At 31.7% G+C, this 8176-nt stretch carries 7 protein-coding genes and 1 pseudogene; all 8 read right to left on the bottom strand.

What is annotated here, in order from left to right; all coding sequences use genetic code 11:
• Positions 1-280 precede the first annotated feature (280 nt).
• Positions 281-1045 carry a hypothetical protein gene (locus LACDD01_RS00035; RefSeq protein ID WP_061412393.1) on the bottom strand — a complete coding sequence of 255 codons (765 nt, stop codon included), beginning with the start codon at positions 1043-1045 and terminating at the stop codon, positions 281-283.
• A 640-nt stretch (positions 1046-1685) separates the two neighbouring features.
• On the bottom strand, positions 1686-2060 hold the full coding sequence (locus tag LACDD01_RS00030; RefSeq protein ID WP_369814467.1) for an ArsC/Spx/MgsR family protein: 375 nt from the start codon (positions 2058-2060) through the stop codon (positions 1686-1688).
• Positions 2061-2191: 131 nt separating this feature from the next.
• Positions 2192-2581, bottom strand: a complete 390-nt coding sequence (locus tag LACDD01_RS00025; RefSeq protein ID WP_061412387.1) for an ArsC/Spx/MgsR family protein — start codon at positions 2579-2581, stop codon at positions 2192-2194.
• 510 nt (positions 2582-3091) lie between these two features.
• The gene (locus LACDD01_RS12510; protein WP_255357159.1) at positions 3092-3217 is read right to left on the bottom strand and encodes a hypothetical protein; all 126 of its coding nucleotides are present in this window, start codon (positions 3215-3217) and stop codon (positions 3092-3094) included.
• Positions 3218-3728: 511 nt separating this feature from the next.
• Positions 3729-5068 (bottom strand): annotated as a pseudogene (locus tag LACDD01_RS11380) (IS3 family transposase).
• Between the two features lie 1623 nt (positions 5069-6691).
• Positions 6692-6871, bottom strand: coding sequence for a DUF1398 family protein (locus LACDD01_RS11935; RefSeq protein ID WP_197458014.1), 180 nt, complete (start codon positions 6869-6871; stop codon positions 6692-6694).
• A 337-nt stretch (positions 6872-7208) separates the two neighbouring features.
• The gene (locus LACDD01_RS00010) at positions 7209-7586 is read right to left on the bottom strand and encodes a hypothetical protein (RefSeq protein ID WP_061412384.1); all 378 of its coding nucleotides are present in this window, start codon (positions 7584-7586) and stop codon (positions 7209-7211) included.
• 51 nt (positions 7587-7637) lie between these two features.
• Entirely contained in the window at positions 7638-8087 is a 450-nt protein-coding gene (locus LACDD01_RS00005; RefSeq protein ID WP_061412381.1) for a VOC family protein, read from the bottom strand.
• Positions 8088-8176 lie beyond the last annotated feature (89 nt).

Genomic DNA, 8176 nt, shown 5'->3' with positions numbered 1-8176 from the left:
TACTTGGCACAACCAGTAAATCTATACTAGGTTTAAGAACAACCCTGAAAGCATTTCTATACCAAGGAATTAAAGTGGGTAAGGTGTGGATGTAGAATTTCTAACTACAGAAACATTTATAATACCACACTTAAAGTGACGCTAGATACTGCTAGCCATGTGGTGCTCGCTCCAACTTTCTTGAAAATGAACATCTTCCTATGCGGCAAAAAAATTCAATTAAAAGATGGAGTTATTAATACTTCTAGCAATAAAAACACTGGAGATTAATCCAGTGTTTTTATTCAAATCTAGGCGTACAAACAATTTTTTGAATTATTCTATTTTCCCCTTTTAGAATGTATCCTTGTTCTTTTTTATATTCAAGATATTCAGGTGATAATTTAATAACACAATTATCTCCTTCCTTTGTGTTTAAACTGAAAATTGAAGAAGGCCTCACCACTTTACCATTCAACTCTTCAATATTAAAAACATTTTCCTTTCCATTTTTTCCTGAAAAATAAGGAACATAATTTAACTCAATTATATCTTCACCACTTAGACCTTTACTTTTTACAAATTTTATTGGATATTTTTCTACTTCATTAAGTACACTCCCTATAGAATAATATTTTGATGGTAGATTACTAACAGTAAATTCTTTTTCTTCCGATTTTATAGGTCCATCTTTTTCAACTGGGTTTACTTTTACAAGAATTTTTTCACCATTCGAAAGTTTTTCTTGTTTGATTACTGTTATCTTTACATCTCGATATTTATTATAATCAGCTGTCTTTGATTTATCAAATTTATTTGCTCTATCTGTATAATAGCTATCATCTCTTATTTCTTCTGCTTGACTATCCGAATAACCAGCTTTTTTTGCTGCTAAATATTGAATATTTCCCTCTATATTTTTAATCGCTACAACATCGCCTAATCCATCTGGTCCACCATACTCCACCTCAACATTTTCAAACGCACTTTCCTGTGTTTTATCACAACCTACAAACATAGTATTCCCAATAATTATTAGTCCTAATAATATAAGTTGTTTTTTCATTCTTTCTCCAATTCTTGAAACTTTTCAATGGTATTTTAACATAGAAAACGTAAAGTAAAACTGTATAAAAGAAAAGCTTTTACAATTTTTCTTTTATACAGTTTACTCAAATCATTTGAGTATTGCTTCTCGAAAATGCATTCCCCATATCATTATATCTTCTCAGAATAACTTACTTTCTCTCAAGTGTACCCTGTGCAATAATTCTATTCTGTTTCTGAATGCCCAGATAAAACTACTGCTACTTCGCCCATTCGATAATAAATGTTTTCTTTATCTGTAACATTATGACTTACTATATCATAATTTGATTTTCTTTGTAACTACACCATCCGCTACATTTTCATTGGCCAAATTTTTAAATATTGGAAGATTAATTCCTATTTCTAGAATTGCAATCTCACTAAAGACCGACATATATTGAGTACTAAGCTTGCTATGTACAACGCTGCTTTACTTCATCATAATCAAAGCTTACTTTTTCTTTATCATTTTCCCATGGATTAATATTTTTACCTATGAAGAAATTTCTAATCAGTTTATTAAATACTAATCCCCCCCATTGCAAACACCAAAACAATGAAAATATTAATAATCCTCCCCCTCCTTAAAATGTCCTTAATTACTTCAACGTAATTCATTACATTTCAAGTTTACGATAAGTTCGTGAGGTAAATTTTCTGATTTCTTTTGCATTAAAACCAATCATCAATTTCGTTTCATTTATGATGATTGGGGCCTTTAATAATCCTGGATGATCTAAGATGAAATCAATTCCTTCATTAAATTTCATGTTTTCAAGCTCGTTTCTCATTGTTTCAACGCCTGCACTGATTCTTCCCGCCCCCTTTAAAACATCTGTAAATCCACATTCTGATAAGCATAAAATACGAAACAAATCTTCTCTAGATATCGACTGTATCCTCATTGAAAAAATTTCAATTTCCATTTTTTCAAACCATGCCATTGCTTTCCTACTAGAAGAATTCCCTGGCTCATAATAAAATTTTATCACTATTTGTTTATCGCTTCTTTCTTATTTAATCCTATTCTATTGTATAAAAAAGCTGTAAAATAACCGCATTCTTAAATCAGGTTTCTTTAACAAAAACTCCCAAATAAAGGAGTGCTTCGAATATATTCTTGTTATAGTACACCCTGTGATAACTCTACAAATCTATACTCCGTTGATAAAAACGTTCTTATTTCTTCTTGATTATATCCAACGAGTAGCTTATTATCGTCTAAAATAAGCGGAACTCTCAAGAGATGGGAATGCTCTAATATAAATTCGACAGCCTGATCAAAGTTCAGTTTATCAAGTGATTTAAGCTGTTCCAAATACTCCGAGCGTGCTTTATTGGGATTTTTTAAAATTGTTAAGAAACCATCGCTGCTTAAAGATAGACAGTGAATTAAATCTGTTTTACATATATTCTTTATTTTTTTCTTATGAACTTCTATTTCACGATTTTCAAACCATGATAGAGCCTGTATACTCGATGTGCTACTTACGCTATAATACAAAATAATCATTCTATTTTTTGTTCATCATACCTTACGGTTTTCAAAACCTTTCCCTTCACGACTTGGATAATTTTCCGAGGAAGCACTAATGGTTGTATGATTTTATTGTCCGTCCAATGGTCAATAACCTAGAGAGTCTCTTGTGCAACACTTATTATATTCAGAAGTATACCAAATCATTTTATCTCAAGTCAATTTTGAGGAACAGTTTTCCATAATAAAAAAACTTCCCCAATTTATGAGAGCTGTCTCGATATAATATAATATAATATAATATAATATAATATAATATAAGTTAACCCCCTCTTAAGATATATGGAAACACAAATTTGATACACAAAAATACCTGCTAGGGGTAATGGCAGGTACTAGAAAAAGATTTTGTCGTACTATAAAATAATAGGACAATCTAAATTGTATCAAAAACATTTCTGCGCTTCAATTTTGACGAATAAAAATTTCATTAAGAAAGTTCTAAAGACAATAAACTCTATATTACACTTCAAGTTTACGATAAGTTCATAAAGTAAGTTTTCTAACTTCTTCTGAATCAAAAGAAATCATCAATTTCATTTCATCTATGATGATTGGTCCTTTAATAACTCCGATAAGCAAAATAAAATCAATCACTTTATTGAAGTTCATATTTCTTTTTTATATATCGCTAAATCCTTATTCTGCCAAATACAGAGCATATAGCAAATCTTCTCTCAATCTATTCTGTATTATTTGCATAGAAAATTTAATATTCATATTTGTAAATCACTCTATAACTTTCTACTTGAAGAAATCCTTAAATCACAATAAAGTTTTATCACTCTTATTTTATCTTTTCTTTATGATTAAAGATCTGTTACTTTAATCAAAGAGCAAACCAAATCTATTGGGAGATTCATTCAAGTAAGGTAAGGTAATATATTATATAAATAATTTTTATCAACTTTCTAAATATTTGAATTGCTATATTGCAACAAAAAATGAAGCGTTTGCACAAAGTAAATGCTGAAATAGGTACTCATGTATAGGTATCATACACAAAGGGAGTATTAAGTAGAAATACTATACATAAAATTTTACAAAGTAAAAAGCTGCTTATGATTTTATGATGTGCTCCCCAAAAGTTAGACTTTTTAGCTAGGATTAATTTCTTAGCTTTTTATTGTTGTTGTGAATGTAAAAGACGATATTGAATTGGGCTCATCCAGTTCAATTTTTTCTTTATTCTATAAGTATTATAGTATTCAATCCATTCTATTATTTCATTTTTAAGCTCATCGAAGGAGTTAAATATTCTTCCATGATAAATTTCTTGTTTAAGTAATCCAAAGAAGTTCTCCATAACTGCGTTATCATAACAATTCCCTTTACGACTCATAGATTGAATAATATTATGCGATTTAAGCGTGTTGACATAAGTTTTCAACTGATAAGCCCACCCTTGATCAGAATGAAAAGTACGACGATACGAACAATCTGAAGTAATCTCTAATGCTCGATAAAGTGCAGATGATATTGCTTGATAGGTTGAACGTTGAGATATAGTATAACTTATGATTTCATTATTAAACAAATCAAGAAACGGATTTAAATAAAGTTTCTTCTGAGCTCCTTCTTCATAGTATTTGAATTCCGTAGTATCTGTTGTATTTTTTTTGATGAGGTAAAGTTGTCATGAAGTGCCTTTTCAGTTTGTTTTCTGCTATTTTTCCGATCTGTCCTTTATAAGAGTTATACTTCCGAGATTTGCGCCAATACTAAGTAACTTCAAGTTGAAGCTTTTTCATCAAACGTTGTACTTTTTTATGGTTCACATAAATACTACGTTGTTTCAGTAATTCTACCATTGGACGGTAACCTGCGTTTGGGTGTTGGGCACGAATCTCAAGCATTTGAATTTCAATATACTCATCTTTATTTGGACGATTAAACCTAGATTTCCAATAATAAGTAGCCTTAGGTAGCTTTGTAATTTTTAATACTTATTTGAGTGGGAACTTATATTTTTGTTGGAGGAAGAGAACAAGTTTGGTTTGGCTTTTCTTTCACTTGTTGTTCCATTCGCAACCTCCTCAGCCCTTTTAAATATTCGTTCTCGATTCTCAAACGTAAATTTTCTTGTTGGAGTTCTAAAAATTCCAAGTTTTCCTCTGATAAATTAATTTTCGGATTCATAGGCAGAGTTTTTCCTTTTCTAGGTCTTCCTTGAGCCTTAGAAAAAGCTAGCTCTCCGTGTTTACGATACTCTGTGACCCAACGTGTATACATAGGGACATTAACTATCCCTAGTTCTTGAGCAAGTTCTCGATAAGACCTCTCACTTATTAAGTATAAGTTTACCGCATTGAGTTTAAAATTAGAATCATAAACCTTATTTTGACGACTCCGTTGAAGCCCTTCACTCCCTTTTTGAATATAAGGATCTACCCAACGTCTTATTTGAGTGTCCGATATTTTATATTTTGCTTTTAAAGCATAACAGCTAACCTTTCCATCTATCTATTCTTGGACAATTTTTAGTTTGAATTCAAAAGAATACTGAACCACAAGAAAATACCTCCAAATCTTTTTTGAAAGTCTATACTTTAGGGTTCACATCATTTATTCTACAGCATATCTTTATTTTACATAATTTTAATATGAATATATTCTTATTGCTGGGTTAGTTTCTTATTTTTTCAAAAAAAAGAATGCTATCAGGATAAACGAAGGGATTTCACCCTGAGTGGTTGTCTTATTCTTTTCTTACCAGACTAGGTTTCACTAACAGGAACGATTATCATTGGAATCTGTTCTCTTATTAACTTAGCTATTGCTACAAATATTATTTTCATAGTTATTGAGATACTTGTTGGCTTGCCTTGGATTATGGAAGAGATTATTTCTCTCGTTCTTAGGCACTATCTTGACTCTAATAAAGTTTTTTTAACATCTGGGGGAGGAAGCATTATTGCAGGATTGATTTTTTGTTTGTTCCTTTTTTGGGGGGGGGAGCAATGTTTCTTCGGACAATATTTGGCGTCATTTCAATAATCCTAAGGATAATAAAAATTGTTCAATACTTAACTTGAGAAAATAAAGGATTAGAATATAACAAATATTATAAAAAGAAAAACATCATGGCATGTTAGATTTGTAGTTGCGAAAAAAAAGTCGAAAGATTTCATAATGCAAAACAACTACGCCTCAAAAAACAAGCATTTAACAGGGCAAAAACGTCAGCTTCTTGAACGCTAGAAAAGTAAGGATAACTTGACCCATCGAGAGATCGCCTCTCGTATGGGTAATTCGCCTCAAACATAAATAACGAAACTAACAAGCTAAACATACTTTGTGGATATCTATCGCAAGCCCCAAAAGCATCAATGATCACTCAGAATACAGGAACTGGGATATTATACGGTGTTTCTGAAAAAAGAGAATAGAGAACTCACAGAGGGTAAGACGCGTTTAGAAATTATTCGCCTAATCCCTGAGATAAGACCTCACAATATGTCAATCAGGTTTTGAGGAACACAGACTTTTCTTTACGATTTGTAACTTCAGGCATGGGAAAGAGTTCGCTAAACTCTCAGAAGTTCTAGATTGTCCTGTATACTACTGTCATGCTTATGCTAGTCACGAAAGGGAAACAAATGAAAATCATTACCATATGATATGCAGGCATTTGCCAAAAGGGACAAAGAAAACCACGAAACATGTCATGGCTTACATTGAGAACTGGATAAATAATTCCCCTAGAAAAATGTTCAACTTCAAGTCACCAAATCAGATGTTAACCAAGAGCTTATATAATAAAATTCACAATACTAGATTCAGATCAAACAAATAACTCAGATCCTCAAATAGATCTAACATAATGGCTCTATGGGGAGAATCATTATCATGTTCAGACCTGCTAAAAACGTTCTAATAATTACCTATCTGTATCATGATTATCAACTAGACATATTAAACACTTTGAAGAAAATATGATTAGAAGAGGTTAACCATGAAATTAATAGAGTGTATAATTTTGAACAATCTAGTCCTAATAGCCAAATAAGTATTTTTGTAGCTATAAAATAATCTCATATCTAGTGTTCATAAATGGACATTAAAAAAAACAACATTTTTCAGCAGTTAGTTAATACTGTAGTTTAATTCTACGGCAGAGTAAGCTTCTTTATACTCCTCACCATTTGCTCCATAATAAATAACATATCTGTCAGTAAAGTTGACCTCGTATTTAACTATTCCCGCTTTCCATGTGTTCATCAAAAATTCTGGGAAGCTAGTTTGTCCAGCTTGGTCAGTACGCAAGGTACTTATTAGCCCATCTTTAGAATAAGGAGGGCATGTAGTAATGGCTTCCCAGGAATTATGAGAGACTCATCTTTTGAAAAATAAGAACTATCACCTGAAGGAAGATATCAAGTATTTTTAGTGAGGCCTTCTCCTCGTAAACATTCAGCTAAGGATGGAAAGCCCTCAACTTTTAGGCGCACTTTTTCTGATTTAGACATCGCACTTTTTAAATTATTTAGTAATTTCATTGAACACCTCGAGATTATTTTATTATAGCATTTACCACAAAAGTCAACCAGAAAATGAAATAACTTCAATAAATTTTCTGAAAGATTTATTATAAATATCTACTTCACTTATTAAGTGTCTCCTCAAGAAGCTTTATTTGATGTTGAACATTTTTAAAACCTATTGCAAAAGTATAATCAGAAATATTGATGTGAGCAATAAATATCTCATTCTTTAGGTTGAGCATAAGTGAGGTCCTTACTTTATCTGAGTTAGCATCTTCTGTTGTAATACAATCATAAAAATACCAATTTATTTCCGTGACTTTTCCTTTTTCCTCTATATCCGATTGAATTCGATCAACGATTAATTCTTGGACGACTATCGATAGATTTGCAATAGAGCCGAATTCACTATCTTGGTGGAGTAAACAATCTGAATACCAAATATTTCTACTGGATTGACTACCCGATGTGTAGGTTTCATCATAAATTTTCTTCATAGTTTTACCTCCCGAAATAATTATTAAGGGTGTCCTTCTTGCGTTTCGTATCTATTTTGAAATTTTAGAATAAGGCTGCGCATGTAGCAACCATCTAACACCATATTTATCAATAAAATCACCCATTGCTCCACCCCAAAATTGCTCTTCGAATGGCATATTTATCTCTACCTCTCCAGACTCTAAGACATACTTCCAGAACGCTTGGGCTTTTTTTAATGCAACTTCGTCTTCTGAATTCAAATCAAGAAGAATAGAAAAGCCAGTATAAGACAAATCATCACAATGAAAATTATCTGCGGCCATAATCGTTGTCCCTAAGATATCAAATTGAGAGTGCATTGTTGCTTCGTTCAGTTTTTCTTGAGGAATTCCAAATTGTTCTGCTTGCTCTTCTGAGACTGGCATACGAACAATATTTGTCGCCCCGAGCACTCTTTGATAGTAACTTAAGGCCTCTTTAGTGTTGTTAAATGATAGGTATGGATGTACATTTGCCATAAATATCCCCTTTCTATTTTCAAATATTACTATACACGAAAAAGAGCCATTCTCAAAGAAAAGACGAACTCTATTATTCTTTATATTAA

The organism is Lactococcus sp. DD01, from assembly GCF_001578715.1.
In the GTDB taxonomy this organism is placed as follows: domain Bacteria; phylum Bacillota; class Bacilli; order Lactobacillales; family Streptococcaceae; genus Lactococcus; species Lactococcus petauri.
Note: the sequence above shows the minus strand (reverse complement) of the source record. Positions and strands in the feature narration are given on the sequence as shown.

Excerpts from the sequence above, each read along its gene's own strand:
- LACDD01_RS00025 (WP_061412387.1), bottom strand. The coding sequence starts at position 2,581 with ATGATTATTTTGTATTATAGCGTAAGTAGCACATCGAGTATACAGGCT.
- LACDD01_RS00035 (WP_061412393.1), bottom strand. The coding sequence starts at position 1,045 with ATGAAAAAACAACTTATATTATTAGGACTAATAATTATTGGGAATACT.
- LACDD01_RS00005 (WP_061412381.1), bottom strand. The coding sequence starts at position 8,087 with ATGGCAAATGTACATCCATACCTATCATTTAACAACACTAAAGAGGCC.
- LACDD01_RS12510 (WP_255357159.1), bottom strand. The coding sequence starts at position 3,217 with ATGAACTTCAATAAAGTGATTGATTTTATTTTGCTTATCGGAGTTATT.
- LACDD01_RS00010 (WP_061412384.1), bottom strand. The coding sequence starts at position 7,586 with ATGAAGAAAATTTATGATGAAACCTACACATCGGGTAGTCAATCCAGT.